The sequence below is a fragment of the Actinomycetospora sp. genome, assembly GCF_036497585.1.
Taxonomy (GTDB): Bacteria; Actinomycetota; Actinomycetes; order Mycobacteriales; family Pseudonocardiaceae; genus Actinomycetospora.
In genome coordinates, this window is record NZ_DASXJD010000216.1 from 18,449 (window position 1) to 44,849 (window position 26,401).

A 26,401-nucleotide genomic window follows, 5' to 3' on the forward strand; every position below is an offset into this window, starting at 1 on the left:
GATCATCAGGCTCCAGCGCGGCATCAGCACCGGGTCGGCCTCGATCTCGACGGACGGTCCGAGCACGGGATGGATCGGGCGGTGCTCGAGGAGCGCAACCGCGAGAACCAGATCGCGCTCCGCGACCTGACGATCCTGCCGTTCTCCTGGTTCGACGTGTTCGGGCGACGGCGTAGTTCCTGCGCACGGTCCGGGGAGCGATCGGCGCATGAACGGTCAGCGCGGGATCCCGACGATGGACCGGGACGGCTCAGGAGCGGCCGACCGCCCGGCGGTCCAGCACCAGGTCCAGGTCCACGGGGACGGTGCTGACGGACACCTGGGTCGCCCGCGGCGCGACCGAGCCGTCCGATCCCCGGGGCGTCGCGATGACCAGGAAGTCCCCGGGCGACGGCGGCTCGAGCCGGAAGTGGCCCTCGTCGTCCGAGAGCACTCTCCCGGCCTGCCGACCGGAGCGGTCCACGAGGGTGAGCACGGCCGGCGTCGGGGTCGCGTCGGGGCCGAGCACGCGTCCCTGGAGCACGCGCCCGGTCGTCGGGTGGGCGAGGGCATGGCCGTTGCCGTTCACGTGGCCGTTCCCGACCCCGACCGCCGTCCGGTCGTGCTCCTCACCTGCCGTCTCGGCGACCGGCGAGCCGTTGACCTCGTCGCCGAGCGCCTCCGGTGCCGGCGCGGCCGTCGGCTCCTGGTACGCGTACTTGCCCCCGCGCAGCAGCGAGGCGAACGCTGCGACCACGCAGCACGCGGCGGCGAACACCAGCGCGAACGTGAGGCCGTCGCCGAACGGCCCCGAGATCAGCGACGGGAAGAACGACCGGCCGGTGAGGTACTGCGCCTGCTGCGGGCCGACCTGCGCGAGCACCTGGGGCCCGAGCAGGGTCTGCATCGGGTTGTAGCCGAGGAGCGAGGCGAACAGGGTGCTCACCGGGGGCAGCTCGGAGATGCGCTGGGCGGCGTCGACCGGGACGCCGTGGGCGAGCAGGCCGGTGCGGAGGGCCGTGGGCAGGGAGCTCGAGAGGCCCAGGATCAGCATCGAGAAGAAGATGCCGATCGAGAGCACCGTCGCGGCGTTCTGGAACGTCGAGGTCATCCCGGCGGCGGCGCCGCGCTGGCGGGGCGGGACCGAGTTCATGATCGCCGCGCGGTTGGGCGAGGAGAACAGCCCCATCGACAGGCCGTTGAGGGCGAGGATGATCGCGAAGCTCCAGTAGGCGAAGTCGACCGGGAGGAACTTCAGCAGCAGGAAGCTGACGGCGGCACCGAGCATGCCGATCGTCGCGTAGGCCCGGGCGCCGTGCCGGTCGGACAGGACGCCCGAGACCGGTCCGGCGACGAGGAAGCCGATGGTCAGCGGAACCATGTAGATGCCGGCCCAGAGCGGCGTCGACTCGTAGTCGTAGCCGTGCTGGGGCAGCCAGATCCCCTGCAGCCAGATGATGAGGATGAACTGCAGGCCACCGCGCCCGAGGGCGGCGAGCAGGCTCGCGATGTTCCCGGCCGTGAACGCGCGGATCCGGAACAGCGACAGGTGGAACATCGGCTCGGCGACACGGGCCTCGACCACGGCGAAGACCGCCAGCACGACGACGCCGCCGATCAGCAGGCCGAGCACCATCGGGCTCGTCCACCCCATGACGTGGCCGCCGTAGGGCTGGATGCCGTAGGTGATGCCCATGAGCACCGCGATGAGGCCGACGGCGAAGGTGATGTTGCCCCACCAGTCGATGCGGGCCGCGTGGCGCTCGCCGGCCTCCTTGAGCTTGAAGTAGGCCCAGATCGTGCCGAAGACCCCGATCGGCACCGACACGACGAACACCAGGTGCCAGCTGATCGGGGCGAGCACGCCGCCGATGATCAGGCCGATGAACGAGCCGGCGATCGCCGCGATCGAGTTGATCCCGAGGGCGAGGCCGCGCTGGTGGGTGGGGAAGGCGTCGGTGAGGATCGCCGTCGAGTTCGCGAGCAGCAGCGCGCCGCCGATGCCCTGCAGGACGCGCATGACGATCAGCCAGATCGCGCCGGCGTCCCCCTGCAGCCACGTGACGGCGAGCAGGATCGAGAAGAAGGTGAAGACAGCGAACCCGAGGTTGTACATCCGGGTGCGGCCGTACATGTCGCCGATGCGCCCGAAGCTCACGACGAGGACCGCCGTGACCACGAGGTACCCCATGATCAGCCAGAGCAGGTAGCTGATGTTCGAGGGCGCGAGCGGGTCGATGTCGATGCCGCGGAAGATGTCGGGCAGCGCGATGAGCAGGATCGACATGTTGATCGTCACGATCAGCACGCCGAGCGTGGTGTTCGACAGCGCCACCCACTTGTAGCGGTCGGACCGCTGCTGCCCGGCCGTCGCGTCGGTCGGTGCCGTCGTCGTCACGCGACCCTCCCCCTCATCGTTAGCCTATGCAAATACATCTTACGCCGGGCGGGCCTCCCTCGCGCCACGAGGCACCACGGCTGACGCCGGGCAGGATCGGCCCCGACTCGGGGGCCCGGTTCAGGAACCCGCGGGGACCAGGACCGGGAGTACCCGCTGGGCGAGATCGACGAGCACCGATCGCGCCTGGTCGGAGGACAGCGAGCCGCGGTTGAGCGAGAGGCTCAGGGTCACGCGCTTGTAGCCGACGACGAGGATGGGCCCGTCGGGGTCGGAGAAGAACGTGCCCGACGCGGCCCCGATGGGGGTGTCGACCCCGGTGACCCCCGAGCTCTGTTCCACCTTGTTGTTGATGCCGACCTGCGCCTGCCCGGCCTCCGGGGTCGCGTAGCCGCTGGCGAGCAGCTTGAGGACCTGCGAGCCCTGCTGCGGGGCACCCGCCCCGCCGGCGGAGGTGTACGTGCACGTGACCCGCTCGAGGCGCCCGACGGACGGGGCGGGGACGTCACGCAGCGCGCGGACGTCGAGCGAGCCGATCGGCAGGCCGAGCAGGTTCGGCAGGTCGTCCTTCGACAGCATCTGGTTGCAGTCGGTCGGGATGAGCGTCGAGCGGGGTGCCGGGGCGGACGTCGGTGCCGCGGCGCCCGGGCCCGGGAAGGTCGGGATGGGCGGCGTCGCCAGCTCGGTCCCCGAGGAGCAGCCCGCGAGCAACGCCGTGAGGGTCAGCACCGCCAGGGCCGCCGCCCGCCGTCGTCCCGCTCGTCCCCGCACCCTCGTCCCCTCGACCGCACCGCCGGTGTGGGCGCCCACGGTAGTGGGCGCGGACGGACGGAGCCGCGCGCCGCCACGGGGTGCGTCGCACGGACCTCAGTCCGGGGTGTCCCCGTCGATCTCCGCGAGCACCCGCTGCGCCACCCCGAAGGCACGGTTGGCCGCCGGCACACCCGCGTACACCCCGACCTGCAGGAGCACCTCGCGAATCTCCTCGCGGGTCAGGCCGTTGCGCAGTGCCGCCCGGACGTGCATCGCGAGCTCCCCGTCGTGGTGCAGGGCCGCCAGCACCGAGAGGGTGACGATGCTGCGCTGGCGCCGGTCGAGGCCCGGCCGGTTCCAGATGCCGTCCCACGCGTAGCGGGTGATGAAGGCCTGGAAGTCGGCGGTGGTGTCGTCGATCGCCCCCAGCGCCCGGTCGACGTGCTCGTCGCCGAGGACCTCTCGCCGGGTGGCGAGGCCGGCCGGGTCGAGTTCCGGGGTGTCGGTCACAGGTGCTCCTCGGGGCGGCGGGCGGGGCGGCGGGTGGCGTCCCGGGCGGCCAGGAAGGCGTCGACGAGCTCCACCGACTCGCCGACGTGGGCCGCGGGGTCGAGGGCGGCGTCGACCTCGGCCCGGGTGACGTCGGTACCCGACAGGGCCTCGACGAGGACGTCGGCGAACGGCCGGTCCTCGTCGAGGCTGCGCGACGCGACGGCGGTGACGAGGCCCTTCGGGTCGTCGACGCGGCCCCGCAGCGCCGTCGTGACGTGCTCCGCGAGGAGCAGCCCTCCGGTGACCTCGAGGGAGGCCGCGACCCGGGCCGGGTCGAGCGCGAGGTGGCCGAGCGCGTCGGCGAGCCAGGCCGCGCCGGAGCCGACCGTGCGGAGCAGCTCCGCGGTGGGCCGCCACTCGGCGTGCCACGACCCGGCGGCGCGTTCGTACTCGTGGCCGGAGGCCGCGGTGAGGAGCGCGGCGACCAGGCCCGGCACGGTGATCGCCGCGGCGCGCGCGGAGATCGCGGCGACGGGGTTGCGCTTGTGCGGCAGCGTCGACGAGCCGCCGCGTCCCGGCACGTCCTCGCGGGTCTCGCCGACCTCGGTCTGGGCCAGCAGCACCAGGTCGGTCGCCACCGATCCGATCGCCGCGCCGGCCCGCCCGAGGAGACCGGCCAGCTCCGCGACCCGTCCGCGCTCGGTGTGCCACGCCAGCACGGGCTCGGCGAGGTCCAGCCGCCGGGCGAGCGCCGCCCGCACCGCCGCCCCGCGGCCCGCGAAGGCGGCCAGCGTCCCGACCGCCCCGCCCAGCTGCACGGCCGGACGCCACCCCTCCAGCGCCCGTGACGCGTCGTCGAGCCCGCTGGCCCACCCGGCGGCCCGCAGCCCGACGGTGACCGGGGCGGCCTGCTGCAGCAGGGTGCGGCCCGCGGCGGCGCGGTCGCGGTGGGTGCGGGCGAGCGCGGCCGCGGCGTCGGCGGCGTCGGCGAGGTCGGTGGCGATCACCGCGAGGGCGCGGCCGGCCACGAGCACGCCCGCGGTGTCGACGACGTCCTGGCTGGTCGCGCCGCGGTGCACCGCCGCGGCGGCCTCGTCACCCGCGTCGGCGCGCACGGCCTGCCGCAGCGCCGCCACCAGCGGCACGACCGGGTTGCCGGCGGCCGCGGCGTCGGCGGCGAGCGCGGCGACGTCGAAGCGCTCGGGCCGACACGCCGCGTCGATCGCGTCGGCCGCGGCGGCGTCGAGGCCCCCCGCCTCCGCGGTGGCGTGGGCGAGGGCGCCCTCGACGTCGAGCATCGCGGCGAGCCAGGCGCCGTCGGCAACGGCGTCCCGAGCCCCGCCGCGGGCGAGGATCTCGTCGAAGAGGCCCGGGGTCACCGGCGCATCATGCCGCGCGCGGTGCCCGGGCCGCCGAGGAGACTCAGGCGAACTCCTTGACGAGGGTCGAGCAGAACGCGTCGAGGTCGTTCGGGTTGCGGCTGGTGATCAGGCCCTGGTCGACGACGACCTCCTCGTCGACGACGGTGCCGCCGGCGTTGCGGATGTCGGTGCGCAGGCTCGGGAACGACGTGAGCCGCTTGCCGCGCACCACGTCGGCCTCCACGAGCGTCCACGGCGCGTGGCAGATGGCGGCGACGGGCTTGCCGGCCCCGACCATGGCCTGCACGAACGAGACGACGTCGCCGTTCTGGCGCAGCGTGTCCGGGTTGCAGGTGCCGCCGGGGAGGATGAGCGCGTCGAAGTCGTCGGCGGAGACGTCGGCGATGGCGGCGTCCACCGTGAAGGTGTCGGCCTTGTTGATGTCGCTGTTCATCGCCTGGATCTCGCCGGTGTCGACCGAGATGAGCGTGGTGGTGGCGCCCGCGTCGTCGGCGGTCTGACGCGGCTGGGTCAGCTCGACCTGCTCGACGCCGCTCGCCGCGAGGATCGCGACGCGCTTGCCCGCGAGTTCGTTCGCCATGGCGGAGGGCCTCCTGTGAGGGCCGGGTTCGAAGACCCGGCCGGATGCCCGGGTCCGCGCGGCACCGAAACGGCCCGCAGCCCCGGTCAGGACGGGCTCGTCGTGACGTCGGGTGGCAGCGACGACGCCGAGCCGACAGCGCCCGTCACCTCACCCGCGCAGCACCGGCGCCCCGCCCTCGCCCAGCTCCCCGCCCGACTCGAGCACGTCCGCCCGGCTCCGACCCCACGCCGAGAGCCGCGCCGCATCCACGCCGTGTCGGGCGCCCGCCGCGGACCCGTCGGCGACGTTGTCCGCGCCCCGACGCAGCAGGGAGACCGCCCCGCGGCGGTTGCCGCGCTGTTCGTGGGTGAGCCCCACCGCCAGCTGCGCGAGGCCCTGCCAGAACGGGCGCTCGTCGTCGCGGCCCGACTTCCAGGCCCCCTCGAGCACCTCGTGGGCGTGGAAGGGGTAGCCGCCGTCGAGCAGCCGCTGCGCCTCGGCGAGCGCCTCCTGCGGCGCCAGCACGACGTCCTCGTCGACCCGCTCGACGCCCGCCTCCCCGGACGGGAGGGGGCGTCCGGACGAGTCGCGCGGGCGGGCGTTGCGCGCCCGTCCCGTGGGGTCGCGGTCACGGTCGACGCGTCGGGCTCCCGGTGCCGTCATGCTCCGAGCCTGACACGGGCGGCGCCGCCGAGTCGTCGGGAGCCGAGTCGGGAGCTGTGGCGTGGCTGTTCTTCCCGCCCCGTGTGGACACCAGGCTCGTGACGGTGACGACGGCGAGCGTGACGACGATGACCGTCAGCGAGAGCCAGGTCGGGATCGCCGGGATCGCCGCCGAGACGTCCTCGTGCAGGTAGAGCAGGATCAGCTTGACGCCGATGAAGACGAGGATGAACGCGAGCCCGTAGCTCAGGTGCACCAGCCGGTCGAGCAGCCCCACGAGCAGGAAGTACAGGGCGCGCAGCCCGAGCAGGGCGAGCGCGTTCGCGGTGAACACCAGGTAGGAGTTCTGCGTGATCCCGAAGATCGCCGGGATCGAGTCCAGGGCGAAGACCAGGTCCACCGAGAGGATGACCGCGACCGCGATGAACAGCGGCGTGACCCCGAAGCGGCCGCCGATCCGGCGGGTCAGTTGCCCGTCGTGCGGGTCGCCCTCGGCGGTGTCCTCCTCGTGGACGGTGACGAGCGGGCGGGTCAGGCGCACCGCGACGTTGTCGCTCATGTCCTTCGGTTCCTGGCCGTGCGAGCGGACGAGCCCGTAGGCGGTGTAGAGCAGGAACAGCCCGAAGACCACGAACACGAAGGCGAACGCCGAGATCACCGCGGCGCCGACCACGATGAAGACCGCGCGCATGACCAGCGCGCCGACCACGCCCCAGAGCAGCACCTTCTGCTGGTGGCGCTTCGGCACCGCGAACTGGCCGAGGATCACCGCGAAGATGAAGAGGTTGTCGACCGAGAGGCTCTTCTCGACCAGCCAGCCCGAGTAGTACTCGATGCCGGACTGCGGCCCCATGAAGAACCAGACCCCGGCGCCGAACACCAGCGCGACGACGACGTAGATCACCGACCACAGCGTCGCCTCGCGGAAGCTCACCTCGTGGGGCGACCGCGCGTGCCAGACGTCGACGGCGACCAGCACGGCGATCCCGCCGATCGTGGCCGCCCACACCCACAACGGGACCGTCACGCCGCCACTCCGTCCAGGCCGTCCACGCTGCCTCCTCGCCGCTCCCCGTCGTGGTCGCTCCCCCTGATGACGAGCGGCGAGGACTTTGAGTTCCCTTTACCTCGTGAGGTCGGCCACGTCACCCCTTGGGAGGGGAACCGTCCCCGCCCGCGCGCCGCGCGCACCTCCGCGATGTGCGACCGGGAACCGTGCACCGCGCTGTCGACCGGGAGGGGCGCGGGTGGCGATCCGGGTCGTGCGCCCCCTCGCGGGCGGGATCGCGGCACTGGCCGCCGTGCTCGTCGTCGCCGCCCCACTGGGAGCTGCGCGCCGCGGGGACGCCGCCGCTGCGCACGGCACTCGGCGCGCTGCCGCTCGCCCGCGGCGGGGCGCCCTGGCCCGGCCTGCAGGACACCGAGCGGGCCCCGCGCACCGCGGTGGGCCTCTCCGCCGACGGCCGCACCCTCGCCATGATCGCCGTCGACGGGCGGGCGCAGGCCAGCGTCGGGCTCACCCTCGCCCTGCTCGGGCGCCTCGTGGTCGACCTCGGCTACCCGCAGGCGGTCGGGCTCGACGGCGGCGGGTCCACCCAGATGGTGCGCCGGCCCGGGGGCGGGACGCTCGCCGTCGCCAACACCCCCTCGGACACGCCGCTGCGCCGTGTGCGCGACGGCGTCGGCGTGGTCCCGGCGCGCGAGCGGATGGCCGAAATGTCACAGCCGCTGGAACACGGGGGTGGGGGGCATGGTTGTATCGGGCGTCCGGACCGGGCGCCATGTGCCCCCGGGTCTCATTGATAAGAGCCGCCAGGGACGATCGTTCGGCTGAAGCCCTGGTGTGCCACGCGCCGCGAGGCGGCTCATCGCTCGGTCCGGACACCCTGACACGTACGACGGGCTGTGCCCGGCCTCCGGCGCGGCAGCTCCGCGGCGCTGCGTGCCGCCCCCACCTCACCCGAGGTGCGGGGCGTGTTGTCGTCCGGGGGGCGAGCTCAGCCCCCGCCGACCTGCTTCTGGACCTGCTGCCCCGCCTGCTGCGCACAGACCTGCCTGGCCTGGTCGAGCGTCGATCCGCTCGCGACCTGCTGGCGGACGCACTGCTGGGCCTGCGCGATGGTGCCGCCGAGTCCGCCGGGGATGACCACCAGCGCCAGCGACGAGCCGATCGTGATGAGCACGGCCGCGATGAGCGCGACGATCCCGATGATCAGGCCCACGATGGCCACACCCCGCCGCGAGGCACCCTGCCGGGACGCCCGGCGGATCCCGGCGATCCCGAGCACGATCGCGAGCACGGCCACGATGATCGGGATCAGCCCGAACCCGATGACGCCGCCGGTCCCGATGAGGACGCCGAGCGCGGAGAGCCAGCAGAAGAGCAGGGCGAGTATCCCGAGCACCAGTGACCAGACGGCCGCACCGTTCTTCGGTGGTGGCGGCATCACCGACGCGTTGCTGTTCCACTGCCCGGCGGGATCGCTCGTCACGTCGTGGTCCTTCCTCGTGCGGCGCACCGGGGCGGCGGGACCGGTGCCGTGTCCACCCTGTACCCGGGCGGACCCCGTTCACACGGGTGCTACCCGATCAGACCTGTTGCGCACCGGCGTCGGCATGAGCGTGTGCGTCCGCCTCGTCCTGCCGCCGTTGCTCGTCGCCGGTGGCGATGGGCGCGCCGATCCAGGGCTCCGGGATGCCGAAGGCGTCGATGAGCGCCCGCGCGTGGGGCCGCAGCCCCAGGCAGAGCCGGTTGACCTCGGCCGTCACGGCCTTGGAGCGCGCGGCGAACATGCGGCCGTGCTCGAGGAACCAGCCCTTGTCGGCCTCGATCACCGAGAGGGCGTAGAGGTCGCACACCTGGCGCATGAGGTGCTTGGCCGTCGGGTCGGTCTGGGCCTCGCACGCGCGGTTGAAGGCGTCGAGGACGAGGCCGTCGAGGTGACTGCGGGCGGCCCGCAGCAGGTGGTCCTGCGCGTTGTTGAAGATCTCGAAGGCCCGGGCGGCACTCACGCCCTTCCCGCGCGCCGGGCGCAGCCGGCGGACCAGTGAGTCGAGCGTGTGCTCCTCGCGGTCGTCGAGCAGCTTGATCTGCCAGGAGGAGTCGAGGACCTCGTCGTCGTCGCCGCCCGCGGCGGCACCGCGCAGGCGCTCGGCGAGGGAGTGCAGCGAGGTGCGCTCGGCGACCGTGTCGAGCACCTGGTCGGCGACGAAGCGGATGGTCCCGAACGTGTCGAGGTTGCCGAAGTCGTCGGCGTACCCGGAGATCAGCCCCTTGGCCACCAGCTGCAGCAGGACGGTGTTGTCGCCCTCGAAGGTGGTGAACACGTCGGTGTCGGTGCGCAGCGACCCGAGCCGGTTCTCGGACAGGAAGCCCTGCCCCCCGCACGCCTCCCGGCAGACCTGGATGGCCTCGGTGGCGTTCCAGGTCGAGAGCGCCTTGATGCCCGCGGCGCGCGACTCGAGCTCGCGCTGGCGCTTCTCGGGCACGTCCTCGCCGGCCTCGCGGGCGGTCTGGACGTCGTGGAGCATCTCCACGAGCTCGTTCTGGGCGAACCGCAGCGCGTAGGTCCGCGCGAGCAGCGGCAGCAGCTTCCGCTGGTGCGCGAGGTAGTCGAGGATCGTGATCTCGCCGCCGCCGCCGGGTGCGGCGAACTGGCGACGGGCCTCGCCGTAGCGGATCGCGATCGTCAGGGCGAGCATCGCGGCGCCGACCGCGGAGCCGGAGACGCTGATCCGGCCCCGGACGAGCGCGCCGAGCATCGTGAAGAAGCGCCGGTTCTCGCTCTCGATCGAGCTCGAGTACGTCCCGTCCGGGGTGACGGTGCCGTAGCGGTCGAGGAGGTTCTCGCGCGGCACTCGCACCCCGCGGAACGCGAGACGCCCGTTGTCGACGCCGTTGAGACCCTCCTTGTGCCCGTCGTCGGTGATCTCGACGCCGGGCAGGACGTTCCCGGCCTCGTCGCGCAGCGGGACGAGCACCGCGTGCACCCCGTGGCGCTGCGGCTCCTCGCCCTCCGGCGCCGTGTACAGCTGCACGAACACCACGGCCATCCGCCCGTCGCGCGCGGCGTTGCCGATGTAGTCCTTGCGGGCCGACTCGGTCGGGGTGTCGACGACGAACTCGCCGGTGCGCGGGTCGTAGGTCGCCGTCGTGTGCACCGACTGGACGTCCGAGCCGTGGCCGGTCTCGGTCATCCCGAAGCAGCCGGGCAGGCTGAGGTCCATGACGCCCGGCAGGTAGCGCGCGTGCTGCGCGGGGTTGCCGAGGGCCTGGATCGCGCCGCCGAAGAGCCCCCACTGCACCCCGCTCTTGACCTGCAGCGAGAGGTCGGCGAAGGCGAGCATCTCGAACGAGACGACGGAGCCGCCGATGTCGCCGTGCCCGCCGACCGAGGTGGGGAAGCCGTGCAGGGCGTGGCCGTCGGCGGCGAGCGTCCCGAGCATCTCCCACACGCGGGCGCGGTGGGTCTCGCTGTCGGTGCCCGGCTCGACGCGCAGCTGCGCGAAGTCGTCGCGGGCGCGGATCTCGTCGCGCAGGCTCGACCAGCGGCCGTCGAGCGCCCGGCGCACGGCCACGACGCTGGCGGAAGTGACCGACTCGGGGTCGAGAGGAGTACTGGCGGTCACGGTCTCCGACCTCCCAGGAGGGACGAGCGGCGGCCGGGCGACCGCCGTCGACATCAGGTTACCCGCGAGTAGATTCCCTACGCCGCTGGTCACCGCCCCGATGCGGTGGTCGCGATCACGCCGAGGCGGCCGCCTGGTTCACGGTGCGGGAGATCCCCTGCCAGGCGAGGTCGGCGATCTCGGCCGCGATCGTCTCGCGCGGGACCTCCGGCCGGACGGTCAGCCAGTGGTCGCCCACGGAGCGCACCATCCCGACCAGCGCGTGCCCCCACGTGGTCGCGGGCGTCGCGTCCCGGTTCTGCCGGCGGAGCTCGGTGGAGATGACATCGCCGACGAAGTCGCCGATGAACGACGTGAGGTCCCCGACGAAGTCGTTCGGGCCCCCGGCCGACGACGACCGCTCGGAGGCCGGCGGGCGCATGACGTAGCGGTAGATGTCGGGGTCGGCCTCGATGAGCGTGAGGTAGGCGTCCACCCCGGAGAGCAGCGTCTCCTGGGGCGGGCCGGCCTCGCGCATCGCCTCCTGGACCTGCCCGACGATCACCGCGCCCACGCGCTCGCAGACCGCCTGGTAGAGGTCGAACTTGTCCGCGAAGTGCCGGTAGACCACCGTCTTCGAGGTGCGCGCCTGCGCCGCGACCTGGCTCATCCCGACGTCGGGGCCGTGCGTGCGGATCGCGACGATGGTCGCCAGGGTGAGTTCCTGGCGCCGTGCGGCCCGGTGCTCGTCCCAGCGGCTGGAACGTTTGTCCCGGCGAGGCGGCGGGGCACTGTCCGGATCAGCCGCTCCGGCGCCGTCGTCCGGCGGGACGTCGGCCGCGGCGTCGCCCGACGACGGGCCCGGACGGCCGCGACGGGACTCATCGCGGCGGCTCCGTCCCTCGTCCTCGTGACGTTGCGAACGACGACTCACGGCACCCACGGTACCTGCTACTTTCGAGTAACGAAGCCCAGCACCCCTGGAGGACCCAGTGGCCAGCCCCCGTCGCGCGGCGGTCGTCGGTGCCAACCGTATCCCGTTCGCCCGCTCCAACGGCGCCTACGCGCGCGCCTCGAACAAGGACATGCTCACCGCGGCGCTCGACGGGCTCGTCGCCCGCTTCGGGCTCGCCGACGAGCGGGTCGGGGAGGTCGTCGCCGGCGCCGTGCTCAAGCACAGCCGCGACTTCAACCTGACCCGCGAGGCGGTGCTCGCGAGCCGCCTCTCACCGTGGACGCCCACCTACGACGTCCAGCAGGCGTGCGGCACCGGGCTCGAGGCCGCGGTCCTCATCGCCAACAAGATCGCCCTCGGTCAGGCCGAGTCCGGGATCGCGGGGGGCGTCGACACCACGAGCGACGCGCCGATCGCGGTCAACGAGGACCTGCGCGAGGTCCTGCTCGCGGCCAACCGCGCGAAGTCGACCGCCGGCGTCGTCAAGGCCCTGGCCGGGCTGCGCCCCGGCCAGATCGTTCCCGAGATCCCGGCCAACCGGGAGCCGGGCACCGGGATGTCGATGGGCGAGCACGCGGCGATCACCGCCGCGCACTGGGCCATCTCCCGCACCGCGCAGGACGAGCTCACCGCGCTCTCGCACCAGAACCTCGCCAAGGCCTACGACGCCGGGTTCTTCGACGACCTGATGACGCCCTACCTCGGGCTCACCAAGGACAACAACCTGCGCGCCGACTCCAGCGTCGAGAAGCTCGGCAAGCTCAAGCCGGTCTTCTTCCCCGCCGGGGCCGAAAGGCCGAGGCGACGATGACGGCGGGCAACTCCACGCCGCTGACCGACGGCGCCGCAACCGTGCTGCTGGCCAGCGACGAGTGGGCCGCCGAACGGAGGCTGCCGGTGCTCGCGCACATCGTCGACGCCGAGACCGCCGCCGTGGACTACGTGCACGGCGACGAGGGCCTGCTGATGGCCCCGGCCTACGCGGTACCGCGGATGCTCGAGCGCAACGGCCTCACGCTGCAGGACTTCGACTTCTACGAGATCCACGAGGCCTTCGCCTCCACGGTCCTCGCGACGCTCGCGGCGTGGGAGAGCCCGCAGTTCTGCAAGGAGCGCCTCGGGCTCGACGCGCCGCTCGGCTCGATCGACCGCGGCAAGCTCAACGTCCACGGCTCCTCGCTCGCGGCGGGCCACCCGTTCGCCGCGACCGGCGCCCGGATCGTCCCCACCCTCGCCAAGATCCTCAAGGAGAACAGCAGCCCGGAGGGTCGACCCACCCGGGGTCTCATCAGCATCTGCGCGGCCGGCGGCCAGGGCGTCGTCGCCATCCTCGAGGCCTGAGAAGGAGCGGCAGCGATGTCCCACGACTGGTACTCCGACTTCGTCAACTCCGGCGTCGGCAAGGCGATCGCCGGCAACCTCGGCCTTCCCCCGGTCCCGGTGCTGCGGCGCTGGGAGCCGGGCCAGCCGCTGCTGTCCGGCGCCGCACTGCTCGGCACCGCCACCGCGAACGGCCGCGTGGCCAAGGCCGTCCGCGCCGTCCTCGTCGAGGCCGGCGTCGAGGTCCACGACGACCCGCACGCCCCGATCGGCGGCGGCTCGTCGACCTCCAAGGTCGCCGCGGCGGTCGTCGACGCCACCGGGCTCTCGAGCCCGTCCGACCTCGCGGCCGTCCAGGGGTTCCTCACCCCGGTGATGAAGCGGACGGGCGCCTCTGGCCGCGTTCTTGTGATCGGCGACGTCCCGGCCGAGGCCGACCGCCCGGCCGTGCGGGCCGCGCGGCGCGCGCTGGAGGGCCTCGTGCGCTCCGCGGCCAAGGAGGCCCGCTACGGCGCCACGGTCAACCTGATCCACGTCGCCGACGGCGCCGAGAACGACCTCGAGTCGACGCTGCGGTTCTTCCTGTCCTCGCGGTCGGCCTTCGTCGACGGCCAGCGGCTCGACGTCGGCACGGTGCCGGGCTACGCCGGCTCGTCGGCGGGCACCGACTGGGACCACCCGATCGCCGGCAAGGTCGCCGTCGTCACCGGCGCGGCCCGCGGCATCGGGCGCACCGTCGCGAAGACCCTGGCCCGCGACGGCGCCACCGTGGTGTGCGTCGACATCCCCGCCTCCGGCGACGCGCTGGCGCGCACCGCCAACGACGTCGGGGGCACGGCCCTGCAGCTCGACATCACCTCCGACGGCGCGGGCGAGGCGATCCTGTCGCATGCGCAGCGCCACGGCGGGATCGACATCGTCGTGCACAACGCGGGCATCACCCGCGACAAGCTGCTCGCCAACCAGGACACCGACCGCTGGAACTCGGTGATCGACGTCAACCTGAACGCCCAGCTGGCGATCAACGACGTGCTCATCGACTCCCCCGACGACACCGGCCTCCACCGCGGCGGGCGCATCGTCACCGTGTCGTCCATGGCCGGGATCGCGGGCAACCGCGGGCAGACCTCGTACGCCTCGTCGAAGGCGGGCGTCATCGGGCTCGTCGACGCGACGGCCCCGCTGCTGGCGGGCAAGGACGCGACGATCAACGCGGTCGCGCCCGGGTTCATCGAGACCGACATGACCGCGGCGATGCCCGTCGGCACCCGCGAGGCCGGCCGCCGGCTCTCGTCGCTGACCCAGGGCGGGCTGCCGGTGGACGTCGCGGAGACGATCGCGTACTTCGCGCAGGGCGCCTCCTACGCGGTCAACGGCCAGGTGCTGCGGGTCGACGGCCAGAACTTCCTGGGGGCCTGACGATGGGGACCGAGACGCTGGACGCGCCCCCCACGCTGGGGGTGCTGTACGGGCGGGCGCTGCTCACCGCGCGCTCGGGCGGGCACGCGCTGCCCGACCGCACGCTGGAGCTCGCCGGCACCACGATCAGCGCGGACGCCGTGGCGGACTACGCGCACGTCTGCGGGTTCCATGTGGGGGGCGACGTGCCGCTGACCTACCCGCACATGCTGGCGTTCCCGCTGCAGATGCGGCTGATGACCGACCGCGAGTTCCCGCTGCCCGCGCCGGGCATGGTGCACCTGCGCAACGTCATCACCCAGCGGCGTGCCCTCGAGGTCGGTGAGCCGCTGACGCTGCAGGTGCACGCCGAGCGGCTCGTCTCGCACCCCAAGGGCGCCCAGGTCGACCTGGTCGCGACGGTCGACACCACCGACGGCGAGCAGACCTGGCACTCGCGCTCGACGTACTTCGTCCGCGGCGCCCAGGCCGACGACGCGTCCGAGCCGGCCCCGCCGGAGCCCGCACCCGCCGTCGGGGACCGGCCGCACGCGGTGTGGAAGGTGCCGGGCGACATCGGCCGGCGGTACGCGGCGGTGTCGGGCGACGTGAACCCGATCCACATCAACGGGCTCGCCGCGAAGGCGTTCGGGATGCCGGGCACGATCGCGCACGGCATGTGGTCGAAGGCGCGGGTCCTCGCCGCGCTGTCGGGGCGCTACGGGCCCGCGTCGACGGTCGACGCCGTCTTCCGGGCGCCGCTGCGCACGCCGTCGACGGCGCTGCTCTACACGGCGGCGGTGAAGGACGGGTGGGACGCCGCACTGCGCTCGAGCAAGGGCAAGGACCACCTGCTGCTGACGATCCGGCCGACGACGTAGCGGCTCGGTCCGGTGTCTGAGCGAAGGGCCCCTTCGGTCGAGTAGATCGACCGAGGGGGCCCTTCGCTCGTTCGTGGGGATGGATCGCGGTTCCGGCGAGGGGCGCCCGTGGCTCGTCTATTCGACCGAAGGGGCCCTTCGGTCAACGGCGTGCGGGCCGCCGCCGGGCGGCGCAGGTCGGACCTTCGGGCACGACCGGGACGAACCGGGCCGATTGCGAGCCACCCGGTGGCGGGCTCGATGATCCCGGGACGGGGCCTTCACCGTCACGCCGCAGGTCGCGTGGACGATGAGGTGTCGTGGCCCCCCATCCCTCGTCCGCGCTGGCGTTCCCGGACACCGGACCGACCGACCGCGTCGACGTCCCCGACGACGACTACTCGGCCGCGGATCAGGACGCCCTGGACGGGCCCACGGTCGCCACCGCCGTCGTGGGGACTCCCGCGCACGTGGACGCCGAGGCCACGACCGACTCCGGCCACCACGACGCCGAGCCCAGCGAGGAGAGCTCCGAGGCCGAGGACACCGAGGACACCGAACCGGACAGCGGCGGCTCCGATGACGACGAGGACGACGACGCGTTGGGCGCGGGCACGGTCCCCGTCGCCCCGGCCGAGGCAGCCCCGGACGCCGCCGACGACGCGGACCCCGACGCCGGCGGGGACCAGCAGGCCCCCGACGATGGGGCCGCGGGCACCATCCCGGTCGCCGCGGTCCTCGAGACCCCGCCGGACGCGGCCGAGGACGACACCACCGCGATCCCGGTCCCGACGAAGCCCCGCCGCCACCTGCTTCCCCGCCACCGCGGGGTACGACGGGCCCTGGCCGCGCTCGCCGTCGTCGTCCTCCTCCTCGTGCTCGTCGCGGCGCCGTCCCTCCTCCACGCCCTGACCCGTCCAGGCTCGGACACCGTGCCGGCCCGGCTCGCGGAGTGGGGCCGCGACCACGGGCTCGGGTCGCTCGTGACGTGGGCGGAGGCCCGCCAGTACGACCTGGACCAGCCCGCGACCGGCGGCGCCCCCGCCGGCGGGATCCCGCACCCGTCCGGCGCCGTCGTCGACCGGCCCGGCGGCAGCCCCGCGCCGCCGCCCCTGCCGGCGCCCCCGGGAGTCGCGCCGCTGCCCGGCGAGGGCCAGTGGCAGACCGTGGTGTCCACCCCCCACGGTGACGCGGTCCGCCTGACGACGGTGCGCCCCGACGCCGCGCACACCTCGTTCCTGGTCGGGGTGCTCTGGATGGACCCGGTCCTCGTGCGCGGCGTGCTGCACCCCGGCACGGAGGACCCGGGCGGGGACTGGCCGGTCCCCACCTCGGTCGACAGCACCGAGCAGCGCACCGTCGTCACCGCCTTCTCCGCGGGCTTCCGGATGCAGGGCGACAGCCACGGTGGCTGGTACCTCGACGGGCGCGAGGCCCGGCCGCTCCTGCCCGGTGCGGCGAGCCTGGTGCTCCACCGCGACGGGAAGGCCGACGTCGGCGCGTGGGGCAGCGAGGTCGGGATGTCGCCCGACGTCGTGGGGGTCCGGCAGAACCTCGTGCCGCTCGTCGACCACGGCGTCGTGAACCCGACGTGCGCCACCGGCGGGACCGCGGAGTGGGGCTCGACGGTCGGGCAGGCCGCCTACATCAACCGGAGCGCGTTCGGGGTCACCGCGAGCGGTGCGGAGATCTACGTCGGCGGCCCGGCGCTGTCGGTGTGCACCCTCGGGGAGATCCTCCGCTCGGCGGGCGCGGTGCGCGGGATGGAGCTTGACATCAACCCCGCCTGGGTCTCGGGCGCCTACTTCCACCCCACCGGTCAGCCGCGCCCGGACGCGTTCCAGCTCTTCCCCGACGAGCAGGTCGGCGCCCAGCACTACCTGCAGACCTCGAGCCGGGACTTCGTCTCGTTCGACCTGCGCTCGGTCGGCGACGCCACCGGCGCCGGGAGCACCCCGGCGACCTCCCAGCACCACGTCGGCAAGCACCAGGGCTCGGGCGACAAGCGCCACCCCTGAGCGTGACCGTGCGGACACCCCGAGCGCTGGCCGTCGCCAGAGATGGGATGTCAGGATGTCTCGGTGCCCCTGCAGAGTTCGCGGCGCGCGAGCGTCATCGGCGACGTCATCTCCCAGATGGAGACGATGGTCGTCTCCGGCGAGTGGCCCGTCGGGACCCGGATCCCGCCGGAGCCCGAGCTCGTCGCGGCCCTCGGCGTCGGGCGCAACTCGGTGCGCGAGGCGGTGCGGGCGCTCGCGCACACCGGGATGCTCGAGGTCCGCCAGGGCGACGGGACGTGGGTGCGCGCCGCCAGCGGCCTCGGCGCGGTGCTGGACCGGTACGTCCGGCGTGCCGACGCCCGGCACGTCCTCGAGGTCCGGCGGGGCCTGGAGCGGGAGTCCGCGCGCCTCGCCGCCCGCCATCGCACCGACGACGACCTCGGGCGGCTCACCGCGGCCCTCGCACGCCAGCACGAGCTGGCCGCCGCCGACGACCGCGACGGGTTCGTCCGCGGCGACCTCGCCTTCCACCGCCTCCTCACCGCCGCCGCCCACAACCCCGTGCTGACCGACCTGCTCGACCACCTCGGCGACGCCCTGGCCGCCACGATCGCGCTCACCGTGGACGAGCAGCACGCGGTGGGCTCGCCGCTGTTCCACGTGCACACCGACCTCGTCGAAGCGATCCGCGCCGGGGACGCCGAGGCCGCCGGGCACGCGTCGGACGCCCTGCTCGACGAGCTGCTCGCCCTGCTGGATCAGCCGACGTGAGCCGCGCGAGGACCGCCGCCCTCGTCGTCGCGGTCCTGCTGATCGCCCTCAACCTGCGCCCGGCCGTCGTCGCGGTGTCCCCGCTGCTCTCGCAGATCCGGGACGACCTGGACCTCGGCGGCGCCGTCGGGGGACTCCTGACGACGCTCCCGGTGCTCTGCTTCGGCCTGCTCGCGCCGTTCGCCGGGCGGCTGTCGCGCCGGATCGGGCTCGAGACGACGCTGCTCGCGGCGCTGCTCGTCCTGACGGCGGGCATCCTCGTGCGGCTCGTCCCGACGCTGGCGGCGCTGCTCGCCGGCAGCGTGCTCGCCGGGATCGCGATCGCGATCGGCAACACGCTGATGCCCGTCGTGGTCAAGCGCGACTTCCCTCACCGCACCGGCGTGATGACCGGCGCGTACTCGACGATGATCTCGGGCGGCGGGGCGCTGGCGGCCGCGGTGATGGTGCCGGTCGAGCACGCGACTGGGCTGGGGTGGCGCCCGTCGCTGGCGTTGTGGGCGGTGCTCGTGGCGCTCGGGATCGTGCTCTGGGTGCCGTGGGTGATCCGTGCCCGGCGTCGGGCCGCGGCCGCGCCTCCCACCGTCCCCGCCGCTCCGGTACGGGGGTTGTGGCGCAGCCCGCTGGCCTGGCAGGTCACCCTGGTCATGGGCCTGCAGTCGCTGCAGTTCTACGCGCTCACCGCGTGGGCCCCGACGATCTTCGTCGACGGCGGCCGGACCCCCACCGCGGCCGGGCTGCTGCTCTCGCTGGCCGGGGTGTCCTCGCTGGTGACCTCGGCGGTCACCCCGGTGCTCGCGGCGCGCAGCCGCACCCAGCACCACCTCGTCGTGCTGCTGATCGCGCTCTGGGTGGTCGGCTACCTCGGGCTGCTCCTGGCGCCGGGCGCTCTGGCGCCGCTGTGGATGGTGCTCATCGGGCTCGGGCAGGGCGTGGGGATCAGCCTCGGCCTCACCCTGATCACGCTGCGCTCCCCCGACGCCGCGCACACCTCCGAGCTGTCGGGCATGGCGCAGGGCGTGGGGTACGTGCTCGCCGCCGCCGGGCCACTGGCGCTCGGCGCGATCCACGACGCCACCGGCAGCTGGACCGCCCCGGTCGTCACCCTGCTCGTGCTGCTGGTGCCGCTCGCCGTCGCGGGGGCCGGGGCGGCCCGGGACCGGCACGTCGCGGGAACGGGGCCCGCTCCCGACGGGTCGGCCACCGACGGGCCGGCCACCGATGGGCTGGCCACCGATGGGCTGGCCACCGATGGGCTGGCCACCGATGGCAGCAACGGCACGATGCTGGCGTCCAACGCGAGGACGGCGCCGCTCACCCACGACGGCGGCCCCGCTCCCGACGGCAGCAACGGCACGATGCTGGCGTCCAAGGCGAGAACGGCGCCGCTCACCCACGGGGTGCGACGCACCGTCGCCGGCGTCATCCGCACCGCGGGGGGCACGCCGCTCCCCGGGGCGACCGTCACCCTGGTCGACGACGGCGGCCGGCAGCTCGGCGCGGCCCGCACCGACGGGTCCGGCGGGTACGAGCTCGTCGTCCCGCCGGCCCCGTGCCTGCTGGTGTGCGCCGCCCCGGAGCACGTCCCCGACGCCCGCCGGGCCGCCCCGGGTCGCGTGGACGTCGAGCTGGAGCCGCGCCCGGCCCCCCCTATCGGCGTGCTGCGTTGAACCACGGGCCCTAAGCACCAGGTGGTCAGGGCGTCACGAGCATCTTCCCGGTGTTCTCCCCGCGCAGCAGGCCCTGGAACGCCTCGACCGCGTGGTCCACGCCCTCGACGACGGTCTCCGCGAAGCGCACCCGCCCCTGCGCCACCCAGGGCGTCACCTCCTCGAGGAACGCCGGGAACCGGTCCAGGGAGTCGGTGACGATGAAGCCCTGGATCGACAGCCGCTTCTTGACGATCTTGAAGAGGTTCCGGGGGCCGGGGGTGGGATGCTCGTCGGTGTCGTTGTAGTGCGCGATCGCGCCGCACGCGGCGATGCGGGCGTGGTCGTTCGCGACGTCGATCGCGGCCTCGAGGTGCTCGGACCCGACGTTGTCGAAGTAGACGTCCAGGCCGTCGGGCATCGCCTTCGCCAGCTGCTCGCCCACCGGCGCGTCCTTGTAGTTGAACGCCGCGTCGTAGCCGAGCTCGTCGGTCAGCCAGGCGACCTTCTCCGCGCTGCCGGCGCTGCCGACGACCAGCGAGGCGCCCTTCTGCTTCGCGATCTGCCCGACGAGGCTGCCGACCGCACCCGCCGCACCGGAGACGAACACGGCGTCCCCGGGCCGGAACGACGCCTTGTCCAGCAGCCCCACCCAGGCGGTGAGCCCGGGCGCGCCGAGCACGCCGAGGTAGGCCCTCGGGTCCACCCCGTCGACGTCGGGGACCTTCTGCAGGTGCTTCGCCTTCGAGATCCCGTAATCGCGCCAGGCGAGGTTGCCCAGCACCAGGTCCCCGACGGCGACCTCGGTCACGTCGTCGCCCACCGCGGTCACCTCGCCGACCGACCGGCCGTCCATGACCTCGTTCAGTCGGAACGGCGGGACGTACGACGGCACGTCGTTCATCCGTCCCCGCATGTAGGGGTCGACGGAGAAGGCGCGGTTGGCGACGACGACCTCGCCGGCTCCGGGCGCGGGCAGCTCGCGCTCGACGAGGGCGAAGTCGTCGGTGTCGGGGAAGCCGTGGGGGCGGCGGACGAGGTGGACCTCGTGGGCGGTCGTCATGACGGCAGGACTACCCGCGATGACGGGTGTGTGTCGCGCGCCGGGGACGGGAAACACGTGAGCCGGGTCGACGCACCCCGCCGGACCAGACATGAGTCACACCCACTCAGGAATGAATCCGGTACGGGCGTTGCTGATCCCACCTGACCGCCGCCGCAGGCCACCGGCCGCAGGCGGCAGGACCCCAGCAGAGAGGTACGCATGACCAGCGCATTCGGTCCCGGCGGCCCCGGGTCCGGCCCGTTCGACGACTTCCTGGCGCGCTTCCTCGGCGGAGCGTCGCCCCGGGGTGCCCAGCGCATCGACATCACCGCGCTCATGACCGAGCAAGCCCGTGGCCTGGTCGGCGCGGCCGCCCAGGAGGCGGCCGAGCGCGGCAACACCGATCTCGACGCCTGGCACCTGCTCCTGGCCGGCCTGGCAGTGCCGCCGCTGCGCGCCCTGATCGCGGGAACCGGCGCGGACGTCGAGGAGCTGGCCCGCCACGCCGACGCGCAGTTGCCGCGCGGCGAGGCGACCGGTGAGGCCCCGACGTTGACCCCCACCGCGAAGCGCACGCTGCTCGACGCCCACCAGATCTCCCGGGCGCTCGGCTCGACCTACATCGGGCCGGAGCACATCGTGCTGGCGCTCGCCGCCAACCCCGACTCCCCGACCGGCAAGGCCCTGCAGGGCCGCGGGGTGGACCCGCAGTCGCTGCAGCGCTCCGCGTCCGGCGGTGGCCGCCCGAGCGGCCGTCCCGGCGCCCAGGCCGCTCAGGGTGGCGAGAGCGACACCCCGACCGTCGACCAGTTCGGCGTCGACCTGACCGCCAAGGCGCGGTCCGGCGAGCTGGACCCGGTGATCGGGCGTGAGGACGAGGTCGACCAGACCCTCGAGGTCCTCTCCCGGCGCACCAAGAACAACCCGGTGCTCATCGGTGAGGCCGGCGTCGGCAAGACTGCCGTCGTCGAGGGCATCGCCCAGCGGATCGTCGCCGGCGACGTGCCCGAGCAGCTCACCGGCAAGCGCATCGTCCAGCTCGACCTCACCGGCATCGTGGCGGGCACCCGCTACCGCGGTGACTTCGAGGAGCGCATGACGAAGCTCGTCGACGAGATCCGTCAGCACTCCGACGAACTCATCGTCTTCATCGACGAGCTGCACACCATGGTCGGCGCCGGTGGCGGCGGCGAGGGTGGCGGCATGGACGCCGGCAACATCCTCAAGCCGGCCCTGGCTCGCGGCGAGCTGCACATCGTCGGCGCCACGACGCTCGACGAGTACCGGAAGTCCATCGAGAAGGACGCCGCCCTCGAGCGCCGCTTCCAGCCGGTCATGGTCCCCGAGCCCAGCGTCGCGGACACGATCGCGATCCTGCACGGGCTGCGTGACCGCTACGAGGCGCACCACCAGGTGCGGTTCACCGACGAGGCGCTGACGGCCGCCGCCGAGCTCTCCGAGCGCTACGTGACCGACCGGTTCCTGCCCGACAAGGCCATCGACCTCGTCGACCAGGCGGGCGCGCGGAAGCGGCTCGGCTCGCGGGCGCCGCACACCGACACCCGGGAGCTGGAGCGCCGGGTCGAGTCGCTGCAGCGCGACAAGGACCAGGCCGTCGCCGACGAGGACTACGAGCGCGCCGGCGCCCTGCGCGACGAGCTGAGCACCGCTGCCCAGGCCCTCGAGGCGGCCCGCCACGAGCGGACCTCCGGCCAGGGCGGCGTGCTCGAGGTGACCGTCGAGGACATCGCCGAGGTGGTCTCCCGCTCGAGCGGCATCCCGGTCGCGCAGCTCACCGAGACCGAGCGGTCGCGACTGCTCGGACTGGAGGAGCAGCTCCACCAGCGGGTCGTCGGTCAGGACGACGCCGTGCGCGCGGTCGCCGAGGCGGTGCGCCGCTCGCGGGCCGGCCTGGGCGACCCGGACCGCCCGATCGGCAGCTTCCTGTTCCTCGGCCCCACCGGCGTCGGGAAGACCGAGCTCGCCAAGGCGCTCGCCGCGGTGATGTTCGGCGACGAGGACCGCATGGTGCGCGTCGACATGAGCGAGTACTCCGAGCGGCACACCGTGTCGCGCCTGGTGGGCTCGCCCCCCGGGTACGTCGGCTACGGCGAGGCCGGGCAGCTGACCGAGGAGATCCGGCGTCGCCCGTACTCGGTGGTCCTGCTCGACGAGATGGAGAAGGCCCACCCGGACGTCTTCAACACGCTGCTGCAGGTGCTCGACGACGGCCGGCTCACCGACTCCCAGGGCCGCACGGTCGACTTCCGGAACACGGTGCTGATCATGACCAGCAACGTGGGCTCGGAGCTGATCACGACGAACACCCAGGCGCTCGGGTTCGCTCCGTCGAACGCGAACACCGACCAGTCGCTGCAGGACCGGCTCATGCCGCGACTGCGCGAGTCGTTCCGGCCGGAGTTCCTGAACCGGATCGACGAGGTGATCGTCTTCAAGCGCCTCGACGCGGCGCAGCTGCGGTCGATCACCGACCTGCTGCTCACCGAGACCCGGGAGCGGCTGGAGTCGCTGCACATCGGCGTCGAGTTCTCCGAGGCCGCGGTCGACTGGCTGGCCGAGCACGGGTACCAGCCCGAGTTCGGCGCCCGGCCGCTGCGCCGGACGATCCAGCGCCAGGTCGGCAACCGGCTCTCGGAGATGTTGCTCGGCGACGAGATCGCGGCCCGCCAGACGGTCCGCGTCGGCGTCACCGACGACGGCCGGGAGCTGACCTTCTCCGTGGGTGAGCCCGCCCTGGCGAGCTGACCGCGGCAGGAGTCGTAGGAGCGAAGGGCCCCTTCGGTCGATCCGTTCGACCGGAGGGGCCCTTCGCTCGTTCCGGGGACGGGCGTCCTGTCTGCGGTGATCTTCGGGCGGGTACCCGCTGCCCAGACCCCTTCGGGAGGAGAGCCATCGTGAGTGCTGACGTCGGTGACCGCATCACCCTGCACGCCAACACCGTCGACACCCCCGACCGGACGGGCACGATCGTCGGCGTCCTCGGCACCGACGGGCCGCCGTACCGGGTGCGCTTCGACAACGGCGACGAGACGATCGTGACGCCCGGCCCCGACGCCACCATCGCCTCCCCGAGCGTGGGCGAGCGCCTCGAGCAGGTGGCCGACAAGGCGACCGAGGTGGCCGGCGAGGCCGCCGAGCGGGCCCGCGAGGTCGCCGAGGACGCGACCGGCCGGGCGGCGCGGACCGTGTCCGACGTGGCCGCGTCGGTCGCCGAGCGCCTGGAGCGCTGAGCAGAGCTCAGCCGCGCTGCGCCGCCGGCGTCGGCACCGGTGCCGGTGGGACGGCCGGCCCGCCACGGTCGGCGGCGGGCAGCTCGACGGCGAAGCGGGTGTCGCCGGGCACGCTGTGCACGCCCAACGTGCCGCCGTGCTCGGTGACGACGGCCGAGACGATCGAGAGCCCCAGTCCGGTGCTCCCGGTGCTGCGGGCCCGGCCGGTCTCCCCCCGCGCGAAGCGTTCGAAGACCCGCCCCACCAGGTCCGGGTCGATGCCCGGGCCGTCGTCGGCCACCTCGAGCCGCACCGTGCCGCCGCGGCGCGACAGCCCGGCGACGACGTGCGTCCCCGATCCGGTGTGGGTGCGCGCGTTCGCGAGCAGGTTCGCGACGACCTGGTGGAGCCGCTCGGGGTCCCCGACGACGTCGAAGCCGATCTGGTGGGGGTCCTCGGGGAGCCGGAGCGACCAGTGGTGGTCGGGCGCCGTCGCGTGCGCGTCGGCGACCGCGTCGGCGACGAGCCGGGCGAGGTCGACGCGCTCGCGCGCGAGCGGACGGCCCGCGTCGAGGCGGGCCAGCAGCAACAGGTCCTCCACCAGCAGCGTCATCCGCTCGGCCTGCGACCCGACGCGCTCGAGCATCGCCGCGACCTCGGGCGGCAGGTCCTCGGTGCGGCGGCGGGCCAGCTCGGAGTAGCCGCGGATCGCGGCGAGCGGCGTGCGCAGCTCGTGCGAGGCGTCGGCGACGAAACGGCGCACCCGCGTCTCCGACTCCTGACGGGCCTCGAGTGCCCGCGCGACGTGGCCGAGCATGCGGTTGAAGGCGACCCCCACCTGCCCGATCTCGGTGCGGGGGTCGGCGTCGGCCTCGGGCACGCGGTCGTCGAGCTCGACCTCGCCGCGCTCCAGCGGCAGCTCGGAGACCCGGCGCGCGGTGGCCGAGACGCGGTGCAGCGGGCGCAGGGTGGCGCGCGTCGCGAAGGCGGCGACCACCCCGGCGACGGCCACGCCGATCGCGAAGACGACGATCTCGATGAAGGCCAGCCGCCCGACCGTGGCGTCCATGCGGCCGGTCGAGATGCCGACGGCCACGACGGAGCCGTCCCGGGCGTACCGGGCCTGCACCAGGTAGGTGCCCAGGCCCGGCAGCGTCACCGACTGCGTGGCGTCCGGGTCGCCGACGCCGGTCCCCCGCGGCTGCGGGGGGACGTCGGCGACGGGCGCGACCTGGTCGACGTCGAGGGGCTGGTCGCCCGAGCGGAAGTTCCCGAGCGCCGAGGCGGCCACCACGTGGTGGTCGACGATCCGGACCTGGATGCGGCTCGTGCCGTCCCCGCCGCCGATGCCGCTGCCCGCGTCCGGCGGCGGCGGACGGTGGTCCCCGGCGTCACCGCCGGGCGGGTTCGCCGTGAACCCGGCGGTGCGCGACACCTCCTGGGCGAGCTGTTCGCCCAGGTAGTGACGCAGCGAGAGCGCGGCGCCGATGCCGACGACCGCGCACACGACGGCGAGCAGGACCACCGTCGTGAGCACGATCCGGGCCTGCAGTGAGCGCATCCAGGTCATGATGCTCCACCTCACCCCGAGGGCTTGAGGACGTACCCCGCACCACGCACGGTGTGGATCATCGGCGCCCGGCCGGCGTCGATCTTCTTGCGCAGGTAGGAGATGTAGAGCTCGACGATGTTCGACTGGCCGCCGAAGTCGTAGTTCCACACCCGGTCGAGGATCTGGGCCTTCGAGAGCACCCGTCGCGGGTTGCGCATGAGGAAGCGCAGCAGCTCGAACTCGGTGGCGGTGAGCTCGATCTGCGCGCCGCCGCGGAAGACCTCGTGGGAGTCCTCGTCGAGGGTCAGGTCGCCGACGACGAGGCCGGCGTCGCCGCGGACCGCGGTCGCGACGGCGGCCCGGCGCAGCAGGCCCCGCAGCCGCGCCACCACCTCCTCGAGGCTGAACGGCTTGGTGACGTAGTCGTCGCCGCCCGCGGTGATGCCCGCGACCCGGTCCTCCACGGCGTCGCGCGCGGTCAGGAAGAGCACCGGGACGTCGGGGATGTCGGCCCGCAGCCGCCGCAGCACCTCGAAACCGTCGATGTCGGGCAGCATGACGTCGAGCACGACGACGTCGGGACGGAACTCCCGGCCCTGGGTGACCGCGCCGAGACCGTCGCCCGCGCTGCGCACGTCCCAGCCCTCGTAGCGCAGGGCCATGGACAGGAGGTCGGCCAGCGTCGGCTCGTCGTCGACGACGAGGGCGCGGACGGGGCTGCCGTCGGGCCGGCGCAGCTCGGCACGGGTCGCGGTCATGGTCACCACGATGACAGCGTCCGATT

21 protein-coding genes and 1 pseudogene are annotated in these 26,401 nt (G+C 73.8%); 9 read left to right on the plus strand and 13 right to left on the minus strand.

The features are described from left to right. Window positions 1–250 precede the first annotated feature (250 nt). The 7 genes from VGH76_RS21520 to VGH76_RS21550 all read right to left on the minus strand — a co-directional run bounded on the left by VGH76_RS21520 (window position 251) and on the right by VGH76_RS21550 (window position 7,256). Entirely contained in the window at window positions 251–2,266 is a 2,016-nt protein-coding gene (locus VGH76_RS21520) for an MFS transporter (RefSeq protein WP_414637780.1), read from the minus strand. A 231-nt stretch (window positions 2,267–2,497) separates the two neighbouring features. After that, entirely contained in the window at window positions 2,498–3,148 is a 651-nt protein-coding gene (locus VGH76_RS21525; protein ID WP_331558767.1) for a hypothetical protein, read from the minus strand. 96 nt (window positions 3,149–3,244) lie between these two features. Further along, window positions 3,245–3,640: a 4-carboxymuconolactone decarboxylase gene (pcaC, locus tag VGH76_RS21530; protein ID WP_331558768.1), complete on the minus strand. Its 396-nt coding sequence runs from the start codon at window positions 3,638–3,640 to the stop codon at window positions 3,245–3,247. Further along, complete coding sequence (locus VGH76_RS21535; protein WP_331558769.1) at window positions 3,637–5,001, minus strand: lyase family protein; 1,365 nt, start codon at window positions 4,999–5,001, stop codon at window positions 3,637–3,639. The genes pcaC and VGH76_RS21535 overlap by 4 nt, the downstream gene beginning before the upstream one ends. 43 nt (window positions 5,002–5,044) lie before the next feature. Then, window positions 5,045–5,584, minus strand: coding sequence for a type 1 glutamine amidotransferase domain-containing protein (locus VGH76_RS21540; protein WP_331558770.1), 540 nt, complete (start codon window positions 5,582–5,584; stop codon window positions 5,045–5,047). 150 nt (window positions 5,585–5,734) lie between these two features. Continuing rightward, on the minus strand, window positions 5,735–6,229 hold the full coding sequence (locus VGH76_RS21545) for a DUF309 domain-containing protein (protein ID WP_331558771.1): 495 nt from the start codon (window positions 6,227–6,229) through the stop codon (window positions 5,735–5,737). Beyond that, entirely contained in the window at window positions 6,195–7,256 is a 1,062-nt protein-coding gene (locus tag VGH76_RS21550; RefSeq protein WP_331558772.1) for a TerC/Alx family metal homeostasis membrane protein, read from the minus strand. Before VGH76_RS21550 ends, VGH76_RS21545 begins: the two co-directional genes overlap by 35 nt. 188 nt (window positions 7,257–7,444) lie before the next feature. On the opposite strand from VGH76_RS21550, the gene VGH76_RS21555 reads away from it, so the two are divergent. Further along, window positions 7,445–8,032, plus strand: coding sequence for a phosphodiester glycosidase family protein (locus VGH76_RS21555; protein WP_331558773.1), 588 nt, complete (start codon window positions 7,445–7,447; stop codon window positions 8,030–8,032). A gap of 194 nt (window positions 8,033–8,226) precedes the next feature. Here the strand turns inward: VGH76_RS21555 and VGH76_RS21560 are convergent, their stop codons facing one another. The 3 genes from VGH76_RS21560 to VGH76_RS21570 form a co-directional block, all read right to left on the minus strand. Further along, entirely contained in the window at window positions 8,227–8,721 is a 495-nt protein-coding gene (locus VGH76_RS21560) for a hypothetical protein (RefSeq protein ID WP_331558774.1), read from the minus strand. 97 nt (window positions 8,722–8,818) lie between these two features. Then, window positions 8,819–10,912, minus strand: a complete 2,094-nt coding sequence (locus VGH76_RS21565) for an acyl-CoA dehydrogenase (RefSeq protein WP_414637779.1) — start codon at window positions 10,910–10,912, stop codon at window positions 8,819–8,821. Window positions 10,913–10,973: 61 nt separating this feature from the next. Then, window positions 10,974–11,771 carry a TetR/AcrR family transcriptional regulator gene (locus VGH76_RS21570; RefSeq protein WP_331558776.1) on the minus strand — a complete coding sequence of 266 codons (798 nt, stop codon included), beginning with the start codon at window positions 11,769–11,771 and terminating at the stop codon, window positions 10,974–10,976. A gap of 58 nt (window positions 11,772–11,829) precedes the next feature. Here VGH76_RS21570 and VGH76_RS21575 point away from each other — a divergent pair. The 6 genes and pseudogenes from VGH76_RS21575 (at window position 11,830) to VGH76_RS21600 (ending at window position 19,811) form a co-directional block, all read left to right on the plus strand. Beyond that, window positions 11,830–13,133, plus strand: a pseudogene (locus VGH76_RS21575) (acetyl-CoA C-acetyltransferase). Window positions 13,134–13,148: 15 nt separating this feature from the next. Next, window positions 13,149–14,531, plus strand: a complete 1,383-nt coding sequence (locus VGH76_RS21580; protein WP_331558777.1) for a 3-oxoacyl-ACP reductase — start codon at window positions 13,149–13,151, stop codon at window positions 14,529–14,531. Window positions 14,532–14,533: 2 nt separating this feature from the next. Continuing rightward, window positions 14,534–15,391, plus strand: a complete 858-nt coding sequence (locus VGH76_RS21585) for a MaoC family dehydratase (protein ID WP_331558778.1) — start codon at window positions 14,534–14,536, stop codon at window positions 15,389–15,391. A gap of 299 nt (window positions 15,392–15,690) precedes the next feature. Beyond that, window positions 15,691–17,388 (plus strand): hypothetical protein, encoded by a 1,698-nt coding sequence (locus VGH76_RS21590; protein ID WP_331558779.1) that lies wholly within the window; start codon window positions 15,691–15,693, stop codon window positions 17,386–17,388. A gap of 63 nt (window positions 17,389–17,451) precedes the next feature. Continuing rightward, window positions 17,452–18,141, plus strand: a complete 690-nt coding sequence (locus VGH76_RS21595; RefSeq protein WP_331558780.1) for a FadR/GntR family transcriptional regulator — start codon at window positions 17,452–17,454, stop codon at window positions 18,139–18,141. Continuing rightward, window positions 18,138–19,811 carry an MFS transporter gene (locus tag VGH76_RS21600; protein ID WP_331558781.1) on the plus strand — a complete coding sequence of 558 codons (1,674 nt, stop codon included), beginning with the start codon at window positions 18,138–18,140 and terminating at the stop codon, window positions 19,809–19,811. The genes VGH76_RS21595 and VGH76_RS21600 overlap by 4 nt, the downstream gene beginning before the upstream one ends. Before the next feature lie 25 nt (window positions 19,812–19,836). On the opposite strand, the gene VGH76_RS21605 is transcribed toward VGH76_RS21600, so the two are convergent. Next, window positions 19,837–20,853, minus strand: coding sequence for an NADP-dependent oxidoreductase (locus VGH76_RS21605; protein WP_331558782.1), 1,017 nt, complete (start codon window positions 20,851–20,853; stop codon window positions 19,837–19,839). A gap of 201 nt (window positions 20,854–21,054) precedes the next feature. On the opposite strand from VGH76_RS21605, the gene VGH76_RS21610 reads away from it, so the two are divergent. Beyond that, window positions 21,055–23,601 (plus strand): ATP-dependent Clp protease ATP-binding subunit, encoded by a 2,547-nt coding sequence (locus tag VGH76_RS21610; RefSeq protein ID WP_331558783.1) that lies wholly within the window; start codon window positions 21,055–21,057, stop codon window positions 23,599–23,601. A 149-nt stretch (window positions 23,602–23,750) separates the two neighbouring features. Next, the gene (locus VGH76_RS21615) at window positions 23,751–24,086 is read left to right on the plus strand and encodes a DUF1918 domain-containing protein (RefSeq protein ID WP_331558784.1); all 336 of its coding nucleotides are present in this window, start codon (window positions 23,751–23,753) and stop codon (window positions 24,084–24,086) included. Between the two features lie 7 nt (window positions 24,087–24,093). Here VGH76_RS21615 and VGH76_RS21620 read toward each other — a convergent pair whose 3' ends face one another. Both VGH76_RS21620 and VGH76_RS21625 read right to left on the minus strand, forming a co-directional pair. Further along, window positions 24,094–25,635 (minus strand): HAMP domain-containing sensor histidine kinase, encoded by a 1,542-nt coding sequence (locus tag VGH76_RS21620; RefSeq protein ID WP_331558785.1) that lies wholly within the window; start codon window positions 25,633–25,635, stop codon window positions 24,094–24,096. An 11-nt stretch (window positions 25,636–25,646) separates the two neighbouring features. Continuing rightward, window positions 25,647–26,375 carry a response regulator transcription factor gene (locus VGH76_RS21625; protein ID WP_331558786.1) on the minus strand — a complete coding sequence of 243 codons (729 nt, stop codon included), beginning with the start codon at window positions 26,373–26,375 and terminating at the stop codon, window positions 25,647–25,649. Window positions 26,376–26,401: the final 26 nt, after the last annotated feature.